This is a genomic window from Paeniglutamicibacter terrestris (assembly GCF_012271785.1).
Classification (GTDB): Bacteria; Actinomycetota; Actinomycetes; order Actinomycetales; family Micrococcaceae; genus Paeniglutamicibacter; species Paeniglutamicibacter terrestris.
This window is the reverse complement of record NZ_JAAWVT010000007.1, coordinates 215,712-229,369: the sequence shown is the minus strand read 5'-3', so window position 1 is coordinate 229,369 and position 13,658 is coordinate 215,712. Positions and strand designations below refer to the sequence as shown.

Annotated in this window: 13 protein-coding genes; 6 read left to right on the top strand and 7 right to left on the bottom strand. The window is 59.1% G+C overall.

What is annotated here, in order from left to right:
- Positions 1-516: 516 nt before the first annotated feature.
- Genes HED64_RS14735 through HED64_RS14725 form a run of 3 tightly spaced genes read right to left on the bottom strand, consistent with a single transcriptional unit; the run spans position 517 to position 2,288 of the window.
- The gene (locus tag HED64_RS14735) at positions 517-1,446 is read right to left on the bottom strand and encodes an SURF1 family cytochrome oxidase biogenesis protein (RefSeq protein ID WP_168152755.1); all 930 of its coding nucleotides are present in this window, start codon (positions 1,444-1,446) and stop codon (positions 517-519) included.
- 6 nt (positions 1,447-1,452) lie between these two features.
- The gene (locus HED64_RS14730) at positions 1,453-1,722 is read right to left on the bottom strand and encodes an acetone carboxylase (RefSeq protein WP_132357782.1); all 270 of its coding nucleotides are present in this window, start codon (positions 1,720-1,722) and stop codon (positions 1,453-1,455) included.
- The gene (locus HED64_RS14725) at positions 1,719-2,288 is read right to left on the bottom strand and encodes a DUF3099 domain-containing protein (protein WP_168152754.1); all 570 of its coding nucleotides are present in this window, start codon (positions 2,286-2,288) and stop codon (positions 1,719-1,721) included. Before HED64_RS14725 ends, HED64_RS14730 begins: the two co-directional genes overlap by 4 nt.
- 217 nt (positions 2,289-2,505) lie before the next feature.
- Here HED64_RS14725 and fabG point away from each other — a divergent pair, with 217 nt between their 5' ends.
- The 3 genes from fabG (at position 2,506) to HED64_RS14710 (ending at position 5,222) form a co-directional block, all read left to right on the top strand.
- Positions 2,506-3,225: a beta-ketoacyl-ACP reductase gene (gene fabG / locus HED64_RS14720; protein ID WP_168152753.1), complete on the top strand. Its 720-nt coding sequence runs from the start codon at positions 2,506-2,508 to the stop codon at positions 3,223-3,225.
- A gap of 462 nt (positions 3,226-3,687) precedes the next feature.
- Complete coding sequence (locus HED64_RS14715) at positions 3,688-4,152, top strand: GatB/YqeY domain-containing protein (RefSeq protein ID WP_168152752.1); 465 nt, start codon at positions 3,688-3,690, stop codon at positions 4,150-4,152.
- Between the two features lie 323 nt (positions 4,153-4,475).
- Positions 4,476-5,222 carry an SDR family oxidoreductase gene (locus tag HED64_RS14710; RefSeq protein ID WP_168152751.1) on the top strand — a complete coding sequence of 249 codons (747 nt, stop codon included), beginning with the start codon at positions 4,476-4,478 and terminating at the stop codon, positions 5,220-5,222.
- Positions 5,223-5,841: 619 nt separating this feature from the next.
- On the opposite strand, the gene HED64_RS14705 is transcribed toward HED64_RS14710, so the two are convergent.
- From HED64_RS14705 to serB, 4 genes are all read right to left on the bottom strand, one after another.
- Entirely contained in the window at positions 5,842-6,714 is an 873-nt protein-coding gene (locus HED64_RS14705) for an FHA domain-containing protein (RefSeq protein ID WP_168152750.1), read from the bottom strand.
- Positions 6,715-6,726: 12 nt separating this feature from the next.
- Positions 6,727-6,984 (bottom strand): hypothetical protein, encoded by a 258-nt coding sequence (locus HED64_RS14700; protein ID WP_168152749.1) that lies wholly within the window; start codon positions 6,982-6,984, stop codon positions 6,727-6,729.
- Between the two features lie 989 nt (positions 6,985-7,973).
- Positions 7,974-9,671 carry a VanW family protein gene (locus HED64_RS14695; RefSeq protein ID WP_168152748.1) on the bottom strand — a complete coding sequence of 566 codons (1,698 nt, stop codon included), beginning with the start codon at positions 9,669-9,671 and terminating at the stop codon, positions 7,974-7,976.
- Positions 9,672-9,830: 159 nt separating this feature from the next.
- Positions 9,831-10,739 carry a phosphoserine phosphatase SerB gene (serB, locus tag HED64_RS14690; protein ID WP_168152747.1) on the bottom strand — a complete coding sequence of 303 codons (909 nt, stop codon included), beginning with the start codon at positions 10,737-10,739 and terminating at the stop codon, positions 9,831-9,833.
- Positions 10,740-10,958: 219 nt separating this feature from the next.
- On the opposite strand from serB, the gene HED64_RS14685 reads away from it, so the two are divergent.
- From HED64_RS14685 to HED64_RS14675, 3 genes are all read left to right on the top strand, one after another.
- On the top strand, positions 10,959-11,744 hold the full coding sequence (locus HED64_RS14685) for an ABC transporter ATP-binding protein (protein ID WP_168152746.1): 786 nt from the start codon (positions 10,959-10,961) through the stop codon (positions 11,742-11,744).
- Between the two features lie 137 nt (positions 11,745-11,881).
- Positions 11,882-12,685, top strand: a complete 804-nt coding sequence (locus HED64_RS14680; RefSeq protein ID WP_168152745.1) for a sulfite exporter TauE/SafE family protein — start codon at positions 11,882-11,884, stop codon at positions 12,683-12,685.
- A 110-nt stretch (positions 12,686-12,795) separates the two neighbouring features.
- The gene (locus HED64_RS14675; protein WP_245326025.1) at positions 12,796-13,551 is read left to right on the top strand and encodes a TrmH family RNA methyltransferase; all 756 of its coding nucleotides are present in this window, start codon (positions 12,796-12,798) and stop codon (positions 13,549-13,551) included.
- Positions 13,552-13,658 lie beyond the last annotated feature (107 nt).

Sequence of the window (13,658 nt, the reverse complement as noted above, 5' to 3'; positions counted from 1 at the left end):
CGCCTTGGGCGCGGTCTCGGTGGGTGGCAGCAGCTCAGGGTATTTTCTTGCGTCCCTGTTACGTGGGACTATTTGGGAGATCAACCTCGCGGGACGAGCTAGCGTGGCTTCGTATCTCGTCGTCGGCTCGTCGGCTCGTCGGCTCGTCGGCTCGTCGATATCCGGGATCCCCGAGCTGCGCTCACATGCTTTTGGTCGGGTTGGGCCATGACGTGGTGTTAGTTAGGGCGGGGGAGAGGCCAGTGGCTCACGTGCTGTTTTGGATGCTGATGAACCGCAGCGTCAGGGATCCGGAGGAGTGCCTCTAGGCGCTCGGAGTTGATCCGACCACCCGGCGTCGCGGCATCACGATTGCACTGTTGGGTTCCCCGGCACATGTCGCGCGGGTTTTTGGCTTCGGCAGCCAATCGACCGGCACCAAGTGTGGGACAGCTAACGCCCGTGCCCTCCGCCAGCCGAATGTTCGTCCGACGGGCAGTTTCGCGGCCGCACAACGTGAGGCCGCGAAACTCGGGGTCAGTTCGAGCCGGGAACTTCCACCTTCAGGTTGTCCGGTGCTTTGCGCTCCAGCTCATCGAGGTAGGCATCCTCTGTGGCTTCATCGGTAGGGCTACCGTCGCGACGGACCAACTTCTTGGGCCGATTGCGCAGGCGGTGCGCCTGATGCAGGACCGGTTCCTCGCCGCGCAGCGCTGCCGCGGCGCGTTCTTCCTTATCTTCCTTGTTGATGCGCTTCTGCTGCTTGGCCGCATAACCGAAGCCAACAAACACCAGCACTCCAAAGGCATACCACTGGAAAGAATATGAAAGGTGCGGGCCCTCATCCTCATCGGGTCGGATGAGTTGAGTCGGAGCTGAGCTCGGGGCTGGATCTTCCGCGAACATCAATCCATAGCTGCCCGTGGCCACGTCATAGCCCAGTAATTTCTCATAGGCCGGCAAATCGATGGAGGCCAGCTGGCCCTGGGGTGCTCCACGGTCAAGAGTCGGTTCACCGCCCTTCAGACGAACATCCACCTCAACCGTCCCGCTCGGGGGAGCCGGAACTGCGTCGGGCTTACCGGCACTGTCATTGCCGATGGGCAGGAACCCACGGTTGATAATGACAATGGTTCCCTCCTTGGTTCGGAAAGGAACAAGCACCTCGTAGCCGGGTCGTGAACCGGAAATACGGTTACGCACGATGGTCGTGTCATCACTCAGATAGGTGCCGTGCAGGGCGACAGGCGTCCATTTGGCCTCCTGAGGCAACGCTTCAAAGAGACCAGCGGCCTCGTCGAACGATACCGGTCGAGCATCGTAGTTTTGCTTCACATGAGAGATCTCGGTCAGAACGCCTTCACGACGGTCCATTTGCCAATGGCCGAGAAATGCGAAAACGACGGCAAAGAGGGAGACCAGAAGCAACCAGCCAATCCAGCGGGTGCTGGCCAGGAATCGGTACACGCTTGTTTATTCTCCTAGGGAACTCGAGTCGGTCGCCGCGTCAGGAAGCGGCATGCGCTCCTTGAAGAGCAAGCGCTCGGAAAGGTAGTTTTCTAGCCAGTCGGCATGCTCGGAGCATGCCAGCCAGGTTTTGCGCCGTTCGGGCGTGTGAATCTTGGGGTTGTTCCAGGCGAGTGCGACGCTGGCATTGGCTCGACAGCCCTTGCGCGAGCATTTTGGCGGCCCGGAGGGACCAGGGACGGCGTTGCTGTCGCCTAATGAGTCCAAGAGATTCATGGGGTTCCTTCGGGCGCTTTAGCTCGGTTGGGAGCATCGGGTTCATCAACAAAACTGCCATCGATGGTGGTCGGTGCTTCCGCCGGGTAGCTATCGTCGTTATGAGCCACGGCGGGGGAGTCTGAGTGGGAATTAACAGGCGGATCGGTGATCAGTTGTCCATCTTCGCCCAAGAATTCGTCGTCGTTCGTCTCTTCCCTCGGTGTTGACGTGGCGGAAGAGGCGGTCTGTGGCTCAGCTGTGGTGGGCTGCGGACCGGCAGTGAGCAATCGGGGGTCATCTCCCGCGAAGAATTCTGCTGGGGGTTCCCGCTTGGTGAGATCTGCACCGCCATTGGCAACCACTACGGCAATGTAGGGAAGGACTACGGCTGCACCCAGTAGAACCCACTGCAACCAACCATGCACAAAAAAAGCAGCAATAAAGCACGCCATGCGTATGGACATGGAGATGGTGTACTTGAGAACGCGGGATCGTTTCTCCACTGTGTGGGATTCCTGCGCCTCGGTAATCCGGTGCACGGGTGTGCCCGGATCGTGACTGTGGCTGTTGTTGGGTGAGCTCATGATTCTTCCGTGGATCCGATGCTTCCTATTGTCTCACCGACCCAAGCCGGCATACGAATTTGAGGCCAAGGCGTTGAGCGAACATTGGTCGGGCTCCCAGCGTTCACACCGGAAGCCCGAGTGTGCAGCGTAGTAGGACGCGAGCTGTCGGGCACCAGTCGGGCTAGAATTGGTTCCGCAGCAATCCAACCCCTTGACATCGTCTTTTGGAGGACCCTTGTCCGAAAACACCACCGGCCGTAGTGTGCTGGTTACCGGAGGCAACCGCGGCATCGGCCTGGCCATCGCCCGCGCGTTCGTGGCGAACGGCGACAAGGTCGCCATAACGTACCGCAGCGGTGATGTCCCCGACGGCTTATTGGGCGTGAAAGCCGACGTGACCGACACCGCTTCCATCGATGCCGCCTTTACCGAGGTTGAGGCGGCTCACGGCCCCGTTGAGGTACTAGTGGCCAACGCCGGAGTTACCCGCGACATGCTGCTGTTACGGATGAATGAGGATGATTTCACTTCGGTGATCGACACCAACCTCACCGGAGCCTTCCGGGTGATCAAGCGTGCCTCAAAGGGAATGATCAAGAAGCGCAAGGGTCGAGTGGTGCTGATTTCCTCCGTTGTAGGCCTCTATGGGTCACCCGGTCAGATCAATTACGCCGCCTCAAAGGCCGGCCTAGTAGGTATCGCCCGCTCGTTGACCCGCGAGCTCGGTTCACGCGGCATCACCGCCAACGTGGTGGCACCCGGTTTCATCAATACCGATATGACCGCCGCATTGCCCGAAGCCACGCAGAAGGATTATCTCTCGTCCATCCCGGCGAACCGCTTTGCTGAGCCCGAGGAAGTGGCCAACGTTGTTCGCTGGATCGCCAGCGATGAGGCGGCATATATCTCCGGTGCCGTTATTCCCGTTGACGGTGGATTGGGCATGGGGCACTAAGAACGTACGCTGAATCGCTTCCCTTCTTTCTGAAGTGGAGCTGGCGCAAAAGTGCGACCACCGGAGATAGGCGGTGGTCGCACTTTTGCGTTGTCAATCGGTGGGCCCGTGAGTCAAAGGGCGTCCATGCTCAAATATGTTGAAAACCATAGCTAGTTATAACACCTAGATAAATTTTTGACTTAGTCAACTTTTAGGGCTGGCTGGGTCAGCCATTCGACTCAACTATTCAAACCAGCCAGGAACAGACCCGTTTCATTTGTCGATCGTGCTGCGCAACTAGGGGAGTGCGGACCTACTTATCGTAGAAATTGCCTCACCAGACAGCGAACACACGTGGGGAAGTTTCCCTTGGATGCGGCGCGAGTTCGCCGAACGCAATAAACTAGGGGCGACACCGGCAACAGAATGGGTGCAGCCGCACACCAAAACTGTCGGATAAGACGGGAAGAAGAATCCATCATGGAAACCCTCAAGGACCGCCTTCGTGCGGATATGACCTCGCACCTTAAGGCCGGGAACAAGGTGGAACTCACTACGGTGCGGAACATGCTCGGTGAAATCAACACCCGCGAAAAAGGTGGCAAGACTCCGCTGGTACTTGATGACGCTGCAGTAATTTCATTGCTCCAGAAGGAAGCCGCGCGCCGGCGCGAAACAGCCCTTACGTACACAGAGGCCGGTGCGGAAGATCGCGCCGCAGCAGAATCCCAGGAAGCTGCCATCATCGAGGCATACCTCCCGGCAGCCCTGAGTCAGGACGAGGCTGCTGCCATCGTTGCTGGGGTTGTCGCATCTTTGCGCGCCGAGGGTGCCGAGCTAGGGATGCGTCAGATGGGCACCGTCATGAAGCAGGTCTCCGAGCAAGTAGCCGGACGCTTTGACGGCAAAGCACTGAGCGGAATGGTTCGCGCAGAATTAGCCTAAGCGCACCAGCGTGGTGTGAATCTTCCGGTTCTAATGCGCCTTATTCCGCCACGCTGTCTTGGTTCCTGGGGCATGCGCCCCAGGTGCCGAGCCCACAGCCTTGCTGCGACACGGCGGCAAAGCGCGGCACCCCGACCGGGGCAGTGCTGAACTAGACTTGTTTGGAGGATTCCTACAACGGTGCGCGCCCTCGCGTACTGGCAGGATTGAGAAGAGGTACGCACTGGTTGTGCGTACTAGCCAAAGACTTTCCTTACCACCAAGATGTGCCGAAGCACGTATGCGCCGCAGCGCCGGGCCCGGCAACCACTTTAGGAGCAGCATTGAACGATCTTTCAGCCAAGGGCGCCATCGTCACCGGATCCTCCCGAGGCATCGGTGCCGAAGTAGCCAAGGTCCTCGCCGCACAGGGTGCGGGGGTTGTCATCAACTACCGTCAGAAGGCACCACGTGCCAACAAGATCGTTGCGGGCATCGTAGAGGCCGGCGGCCGCGCGGTTGCTGTTGGTTCCGACCTGACCGCTCCCGAGGGTCCAACTGCCTTGGTTGATGCGGCCATCGAGAACTTCGGCTCCCTTGATGTGCTCGTGCTCAACGCCTCTGGCGGCATGGAATCGGGTCTGGGCGAGGACTACGCGTTGCGCCTGAACCGTGATGCTCAGGTAGCGATGCTCCAGGCGGCTACCGCTAAGATGGCGCCGGGCTCCCGGGTGGTCTTCGTGACCAGCCACCAGGCACACTTCATCGACCAGGTCGAAACCATGGACGCTTACGAGCCGGTCGCCCGTTCCAAGCGTGCTGGTGAGCTTGCTCTGCGTGAATTTATCCCGGCGCTCGAGGCCAAGGGCATCACCTTCGTAGTGGTTTCCGGTGACATGATCGAGGGCACCATCACCGCGACGCTCCTGGACCGTGCGGAGCCGGGCGCCATCGAGGCCCGCCGTGCCGCAGCTGGCAAGCTCTACTCCGTCGTGGAGTTCGGCGCAGAGGTTGCAGCGATGGTGACCGCTGATGTGGCCACCGGACACACCGAATACGTCGGTGGCGCCGGAGACTTCCGCACCAAGTAGTCCACAAGATTCAGCAGATACATCGATCCCCGCACCACCACCGAGGAGGTGCGGGGATCGATGTATCTGCAGCGGCGGGGTCATCAGCTGAAAAGCGGCGGACGTCAGGATCATGCTTGACTGCGGAACCCCGTTGATTTCCGGCCGGGCGGGTGGCACCGATACCGAAGTGAACGCACAGACGGAGCAATCCACCCGTGAGCTTGTCCGCTCCATGGCGGTTGCACCATGAGCGCCATCGCACAACGTCCGAATACTGGGCGAGAGCCTCTTCACTGGCCTCCGTGCGATGGGTGCAGCGTCAGGGGCTTATTAGCGAAAGTCCTCCATGCTGTCATCGTTAAGCTCAGCTACTGAGCCGTCGTGCCACGGATCCTAAATCTGGTGCCACAGATCCGTTCTCTGGCCGAAGAAACGCATCAAGGATGAGCACAAAACCTCGTGTCATTTTCATGCTGCATCCGCCAGGAATCTCTTTCGAAGAACGTGAACATAGTTTTAGATTGATGCGTCCCATCAGAATTTCGGCGGTTACACCGTTGGCGGTGCAGCAGACGACGCCGGGTTTGGGAACGTCTCTTCCCAAACCCGATGCACGTCCCTGGCTGCCAGAATCCCCTTACTCGTTTGAATCACGTTCGATGAGTCCGGTGCGCGGATTGAACTGAGCTCTCTGGAAAGCTAGCTCGCCGCCGTTGCGTCCTCCAAACGGCCTCCCGTGATCGGCATACTCTTCACGGAAGAACACGAGTCTCCAGTCACCTAGTTCTATTCTGGCACCGCTACGCAGAGTATGTTCGCCTCCCGGCTTCAAGCCAACACTTCCACCCACCGGGCCCACGGCAACTAGAACATAATCATCCAGTTCATTGTGAACGATTCTCGCGTGTACCGGGTCCAGGCCCGCTAGCACGAGTCCACCATCGGGCGAACTACCGATCTCCATCACCTCATCGACGACGTTGAGAACTTTAGGCGCCTTGCCATCCCACGAATCACTATCTTTGACGAAAATGATCCGTGGCCTGCCCCCACCGCGGGCATAGTGGGTCGTGGTGGGTCGGCGATGATAATTCTTGAGAAACGTAGGCAGAAGCGGAAACAAAGTCGCAGGTATTGTCATGGGTTCGATAGCGCTACGGCTGCGCCCACGTCCCATCAGTGACTTGAAGGCCTCGCGTTTACCGAGTCTCACTGCGGTCGAATTGGTTCCAATGAGGGCAGCTAGATTGGGTTTGACATTGCCGAGGCTCATGATGGTTCCATTTGGCCCGTCAATGACAACTGTTATGCCCGCATTTTTGAGCTTTACCGCAAAGCTGTTCAAGGCGTCACGATCGACAGACCTTGCCGACGGAAATACCGACAGTGAGTCGGCTTTAATGGTGATCGACTTGCCGTGGGCTTCAATCGTTCCACGAATGTCTTCATGAACGGTGTCATCAGCGCCTGGCAATTTCACGGCGAACGCTAGATCGATGTCGAAACGCATGGCCTGCCCCGACTACTGGCGGTAGGGATCGGAGCCCGCAGATGCATCATCACTCGTCGTGACGCGCAATGTACCGTCGAATTTCCATATCGCGCGCGGTGCGTCGGGTCCAATATCACGAGGAACCTCAACAGTCATGTCGACCAACGTGTAGTTGACCGCCGCTCCACGCCCCGTCAGATAAGACCAAAGTTGTTGGCCAAGATCGGACCAGTCATCGATTTTTAGGTCTTCCTGGGGCGAACGCACCTGGGAATCAAAGTTTTCCACTCTAACCACTCTCCATCAGCTCCAAAACGACCACCGGGACAAGATAATTTAGCTAGCCTCTCTAGCGATCTGTGACTCACGTTACCTTGCGTGATGCCACAGGTAAATACTCCACGGTAATTCGGCACGTGCCGCCTAGTACAAGTCGAAAAATCTGACGGCGGACGAGTTGAGGGAATCCTCGATCATCTGGTGCAGGTCAAAAAGCTTCGAGCATGATCGGGTCTGTCTCGGGCCGGGACTCACGAATCCGGTTCGCCGGTGATATGAAAGGGGGCTAGGCACTCCATGGGACCCGACTCCATGACCATTTCGAGTGGTTTCGTGCTAATGCCCGCACCAGCCCATACAGCACGGGTTTTCGATTTCAGCGACAGTTCATCTCCCTAGCGGCTGGGGAAGGCTCGCGTCCTAATGGGTCACGGACATCATTTCTGAGGCGAGGAACTGCGCCAAGGTCACCCGGGCGTCGTCGATTGTTTGCTCGGTCTCGGGCTTCACCTAGGTGGTCGTGGGCAACTTCGCCCAGCAGCAGCTGAGCCGTGTGGTCTGAGCGGCATCAGCGCGTCGGTTCTTAGAACCTTAGAAGGCCGGACCGCTTCCATGAACACCGCAGCAGTGCCTGTCACTCCGTGTGGTTTATAGCCATTGAGGATTGGGCGGCTGATCTGTAGGACGAAAGATCTGGGGTGAGCAGGGCTCGCAATGTATCTCCAGTGGTGCGATGGTGCCCCCAGGGTACAGGGCGGTGATCACGTGCGCGTGTAGCTGTGTCTGCTGTGGAGTCCCACTGTCAGCTTGAGGCAAAAGCCTGCAGAGGTATCGACATGTAGGAGGGGTTCGTTTGGGAGCTGGAAGCAGGCTGCGTCGCAAAAAATTGAGTGTCGATATGTGCATCCTCAAACCACGAAAAAACTCCCGAGAAGCACTGAGGCGCCCTCACCGAATGAACGGTGAGGGCGCCTCAGTGATGCTGCTGCGGGGCCGTGTTAGGGCTTGGTGCCGCAGATGACTTTGTTCCACGGCTGGTAAGTCCACGATTTAGTTTCGGCCGGCAGCGTTTCCTTGGCGGAGGAGCGCGTACGCGTCACATCGATCGAGAAGCCCTGCTTGCCACCTGATTCGGGCTTGCAGTTCTCTGCCGGGTTGTACTCGACACCGGGTTTGGTGATGTTGTACTTAGCCGATGAGTCCGAACCCACGGTCCAGTACTTGGTGCTCCACAAACGAGTATGTACCTCGCCACCACCAACCCATGCCTGGATCATCACGGCGTACGGTGTGTTGTTCTTCCACGCCATATCTACCTGACCCTCCCAGAGGGTAGCCTCACGGCCTGCCGGGTATCGCTCGAACCAGCGGCTGTGGGGCTTGTGCGTGATGTCGTCATAACCGGCCAGGAAGCCTACGTTGTACAACTGGGTGGAGACCTGTGAAAGTCCACCGCCAACTGCCTCGGTGGCGAAGCCGTTTACCACCACGCCGGAGCCGTAGTAGCCGTTAGCCGTGGTGATGGCCCCGAGGGCCTTCTCCAGTGAGAAGGTTTCACCTGGCATGACCACGACTCCGTTGAGTCGTGCAGTTCCGGCATAAAGGTTCTTGGTGCGAACCGTATCGGACGCCGGGTAGGGAGTCGAGAAATGGACGATCTCGTTCTTCACTCCCAACTTCTTGGCCTTTTCGGTGGTCAATTCGGGTTCGGTGGTGGTCAACGTGACCTTGGCCGACCGTGCATCGTCCTTACTAGCGGCAAGAACCAGCTGATCGAGATCCTTGGATTCGATCACCGTGCCGTTTTGCGAGGGAATGATCTTCGGCTTGCCTCCGGAAAGCACGATCTTTGCTTCCTTAGCGGTGGACTTAAATCCACTGGAGTCGGCACTTGCCGCCTTCACCAGTTTCTCGGTGTCCAGGGTCATCTCAACTTTATTGTCTGAGATCTTAAACGATGCAGTCGCAGCCAGTTGCCCCGGGGTGAGACTCGCAGTCGTGGTGCCGTCAGTGAGCTTGATCGGTCCGGAAACTAACGGCTTGGCCTGATCCTTCAGCGCCGTCTCAAGCGTCGCCAAGGACGTCTTAGGCTCCTGCAGGCTCGAGGGAAGCTCTAATGCCTTTGGTGCGTCGAACCAGCCCGTGCTAACAACGTTGACTGCGTCTTTAACATTCAACGAAACCCCGGTGATGGGCTTGGTGAGTACCGGGGTCGAACCATCAAAGGCCAGCTTGCCTTCGGTAGTCTTGACCGCAACCTTGGGCGCCAGTTCGTCCAATGACGCAAGGAGCTTGGCCTCGTCAATGACACTCACCGGGTCACGGTGCTGTTGTCCGGTAAAGCGCTCAAAAATGGTGACGGGGTTGAGGTCAAAACCGGTGAGCCCGTTCAGCGTCTTGTCGTAGTCAATACTCAGTCCAGCGGAAGCCGGGTCAAGCGTGGCTTCCTTGTTGTTAACGAGCACCGAAATCTTCTGGCTGGCCAACGGTGCCAACTTTTCGCGCAGCACATCATTGGCGGCTTCGGGCGTCAGGGATCCAACCTCGATTCCATGAACCGTAGTATTAGCCGGAATTTGTGAGCCGGCATATGCCGCAGCTCCTCCGTAGAGGGCGCAGGCCACCACCGCCACCGAACCGCCAATGATCCAACCCCGACGTGACTTCTGCTTCGGTCCGCGCTGCCTGCGGGACACTTTTTCACTGTGCAAAACGACTAGTTCTCTTCCATCGGGGGCACTGCGGAGTACCTTGATTTGGGTGCCGGACGAGCTGCTCTGAGCCCCTACCGCCTTCTGCATCCTACCCGTGCGCCAATTCGACGGAGTAAATAACAGGCGTTAATGGTCCAATTGTTATAAGAGCCCTACGAGGTTGGCGATGATGTCCAACCTCGGCAAATCGATGCGGGCATCGGCCGCATCGCGCAATAACGGCTTGGCATTAAACGCCACGCCCAGCCCGGCGGCGCCGACCATGTCCAGATCATTGGCACCATCACCGGCGGCGATGGTGTGCTCCATCTCGACTCCGAGCTCGCGGGCCCAGGTGCGCAACATCACTTCCTTGCACGCGCGGTCCACAACCTCCCCGTTGACCTTTCCGGTCAGCTGCCCGTCGAGAATCACCAGATCATTAGCCCGCGCACGGTCCAGCCCAAGATCGGCGGCCAACGGGTCAAGGATCTGGGCGAAACCGCCGGAGACCACTGCGACGTGGTGACCTGCCTCCTTGAAGGACTTCACCAAATCCGCAGCACCGTCACTCAGTTCCAGGCGAGCTCGGACGGCATCGATGACGTGCGCATCAAGTCCGGCAAGGGTGGCAACCCGGGCGTGCAGAGAGGCAGCAAAATCCAATTCGCCACGCATGGCGGATTCGGTGACGGCGGCAACCTCGGCTTCGCGTCCCGCGTGAGCGGCCAGAAGCTCAATGACTTCCTGCTTGATCAGCGTCGAATCGACGTCCATCACCAGAAGCATCTTCTTGGCCCGGACTAATTCCGCCGGAACTACGGTCAGCGATGTGCCGCGTAATACTGGGTCTTCGGAGCGCGCATAAATGGCATCCAGTGGATTAACCAGCGCGCGCAGCTGACGGACAGACCCGGTGACTTCCCAGCGTGATCCGCTGCGCCCCGGACCAGCGAACTCCTGCTCGCTGAGTACCTCGTGGCCTGCCGCGGCCAGGGTCTGGCGCAGCGAAGCAGGTTCGATACAAGGGGATACTGCGGAATAGAACACTATGAAAGCGGTGGGTTGCATTGCTATATTCTCGCGTGTAGCACGCCACTGCCACAAAACGGTGTGCCTTTTATTGCGCGGAAGGGCACCATTGGTTCCCCTATCCGCCTGCTGTGAGGCCGTTCGGCGGGCCCAATCTTCTGAGTCAGGCGTCTAAATGATGCTGTAGTGCTGGCAAACACCGTGCGTTTGCCGCGTCCGGTTGGGCCAAAGGCGGGTCACTGGCCTAATGTTTTATCCATGAATGAAGTGCTGGGACTTGCCGGCGTCTGCGTGGTACGCGGACGCAAGGATCTATTAACGGACATCAATTGGCAGGTAAAGGAGGGCGAACGTTGGGTTGTTTTAGGACCCAACGGCGCCGGAAAAACCACCCTGCTGCAAATCGCTGGTGCGCGTATTCACCCCACTCGCGGTGTCGCCGGTGTGCTCGGTGAGGTCCTGGGCGCAGTTGACGTCTTTGAACTTCGCCCCCGGATTGGGCTGTCCTCCGCCGCACTGGCCAGCAACATCCCGGAGCACGAGAATGTGCTCAACGTGGTGCTCACGGCGTCCTACGGGATGACCGGTCGCTGGCGCGAGGCCTACGAGAAGCTTGACGAACGTCGAGCCTTTGCCTTGCTGCACGCCTGGGGCATGTCCACCATGATCAACCGCCCGTTTGTCACCCTCTCCGAAGGTGAACGCAAGCGCGTACAGATCGCCCGTGCACTGATGACCGACCCGGAACTCTTGCTTCTTGACGAGCCGGGAGCGGGACTTGATCTTGCCGGCCGTGAAGACTTGGTGGCGCGCCTGAGCGAATTGGCAGCCGACGAAGACGCGCCCGCCATGGTGCTGGTCACCCACCACCTGGAAGAAGTGCCGCCAGGATTCACCCACGCTCTGCTGCTGCGTGAGGGCGAAGTGGTTGCCGCTGGCCCCATCGCCGAAACATTAACCGAAGAGAACCTCTCGGAAACCTTTAACACCCCGCTGAGCTTGCGCTCCGAGGGTGGGCGTTTCAGCGCCGTTGCCAAGCACTGACCGGTAACGCTTTTTCCTGCCGGTGTGCCCCGATCCCTGGATCGGGGCACACCGGCAGATTCGTTTATGGACTCCAGCGCAACTAGCGGTGGAGTACTTTTCAGTCATCATCAAGAACTAGGGGAGGCGCATCCGGAGTGGATCTGTGGCGCGACATCATCATCTTTTTCGCGGGCCTCTGGGCCGGAACGATCAATACGATCGTCGGCTCCGGCTCACTGGTGACATTTCCCGTGCTCGTCGCACTGGGCTTCGCCCCTGTTAACGCGGTGGTGTCCAACGCCATGGGTCTGGTCGCCGGAGGATTCTCCGGCGCCTGGGGGTATCGGCGCGAAGCGGCGAGTGTTAGACGCACCCTGCTGAAGCTGGTCCCCGTCTCCCTGGCCGGCGGCCTCATCGGAGCCTTCCTCCTGCTTCACCTACCGGAGAGCGTCTTCAGTTACGTTGCTCCGGTACTGATCGTGCTGGCTCTAATCTTGGTGATTTTCCAGCCCAAACTTTCGGTGTGGGCCAAAACGCGGCAGGCCAAAAGTGTCTCGGTGAATCCCGATGACGCCGACAAATCTCGCATCTCTCCACTGCTGTACTTCCTGGTCTTCCTGATTGGGGTGTACGGCGGGTATTTCACCGCCGCTCAGGGCATCTTGCTGATGGCCGTCTTCGGGATCTTCCTGCACGCATCACTGCAGCAGTCCAACGCCATCAAGGTGGTGCTCTCCCTAGTGGTGAATCTTATTGCCGCCATCTCCTACCTGATCTTCGCCCCCGAGCGTATCCACTGGCCCGTGGTGGCACTGATCGCCGTGGGCTCACTCATCGGTGGATTCATCGGCGCCAAGGTGGGACGCAAGCTCTCCCCGGGCTGGCTACGCGGCGTCATCGTGATTTTGGGGCTGGTGGCCCTGGTGAATATGGTGGCCAAGCTCGTGGTGGGTGCCTGATGTCCGGCGCCGTTCCGGCCGCCGACGATGCCTTGACCCGAGCGCTCACGGTCTACGGGGACCGGCTGATCGTCCTCGATTCTGCCGATGATGCCCGCGTGGCCGACTATATGGCGCTCTCAGATGCGGCCCTGCGCCAGCACCAGGACCCAGCCAACGGTCGCTATATCGCCGAAAGCTCCAAGGTCATGCGTCGGGCACTTGCCGCGGGGCACACCCCGCGCTCCTTTTTCATGGCACCGAAATGGATCGATGCCCTCGCCGATGTTCTGGCGGCCCATCCCGAGGCACCAATTTTTGTGGGAAGTGATGCCGTACTGGAGGAGATCACCGGCTTCCACCTGCACCGCGGAGCGTTTGCGGCGATGAATCGGCCAACACCCCTGACCCTTGATGAGGTGCTGAGCGGGGCAAAACGCATTGCGATCCTCGAGGACATCGTTGATCACACCAACCTAGGAGCCATCTTCCGTTCCGCCGCGGCACTGGGCATCGATGCCGTACTGATCACCCCACGCTGCGCCGATCCACTGTATCGACGCTCCATTCGGGTGAGCATGGGCGCCGTCTTCCAGGTGCCGTGGGCGCGACTCAGCGCCTGGCCCGATGATCTAGCGGCCATTTCCGCGGCCGGGTTTGATATCGCGGCCATGGAGTTAACCGCTTCGGCACTGAGCATCGATGAGTTGGGAGCTGCCCGCAGCGAGAAACTGGCCCTGGTTTTAGGTACCGAGGGTGCCGGTGTCTCCGCCGCGGTGCTAGCGGCCGCCGATCTGCATGTCATGATTCCGATGCGTCCTGGCGTTGATTCGCTAAACGTTGCCGCCGCCTGTGCGGTGGCCTTTTGGGAGCTGCGAGCACGCTGATTTCCCCACGCAGTACAACGCAACCCATTGAATTCTCCAAACAAGCGGGTGTTCGGCTAGACTGGACCGTCGGCTTCGTGATCCCACGTGCCGGTTTTATACGTTTT